The following is a 442-nucleotide window of genomic DNA, read 5'->3' as shown; positions in this document are numbered from 1 at the left end:
GCTGATCAATGCCGAGGTCTATCCGCATATTCCGTTGAAAGGTTCGGTCGGTGCGTCGGGGGATCTGGCGCCGTTGGCGCACATGTCGCTGGTGCTGCTGGGCGAGGGCAAGGCGCGCTACAAGGGCGAATGGCTTGAAGCCACCGAAGCGCTGAAAGTCGCCGGCCTGGCGCCGCTGACTTTAGCGGCTAAAGAAGGTCTGGCGCTGCTCAACGGTACTCAGGTTTCCACAGCGTTTGCCCTGCGCGGTTTGTTCGAAGGCGAGGATCTGTTTGCCGGTGCCCTGGCGCTGGGCAGTCTTCCCGTTGAAGCCGTGCTCGGTTCGCGCTCGCCGTTCGACGCGCGCATTCACGCTGCACGTGGGCAGAAAGGGCAGATCGATGCCGCGGCCGCCTCCCGCGATCTGCTCGGTGAGCGCAGCGAAGTCTCCGCCTAGCACCAG

The 442-nt window shown here is 64.3% G+C and carries 1 pseudogene; it reads left to right on the top strand.

The features are described from left to right. Positions 1-430: pseudogene (locus tag AC0T7J_RS25320) on the top strand (aromatic amino acid lyase); the annotation flags it as partial. Positions 431-442 lie beyond the last annotated feature (12 nt).

The sequence above is a fragment of the Pantoea sp. E956-1 genome (assembly GCF_982223955.1).
Note: the sequence above shows the minus strand (reverse complement) of the source record. Positions and strands in the feature narration are given on the sequence as shown.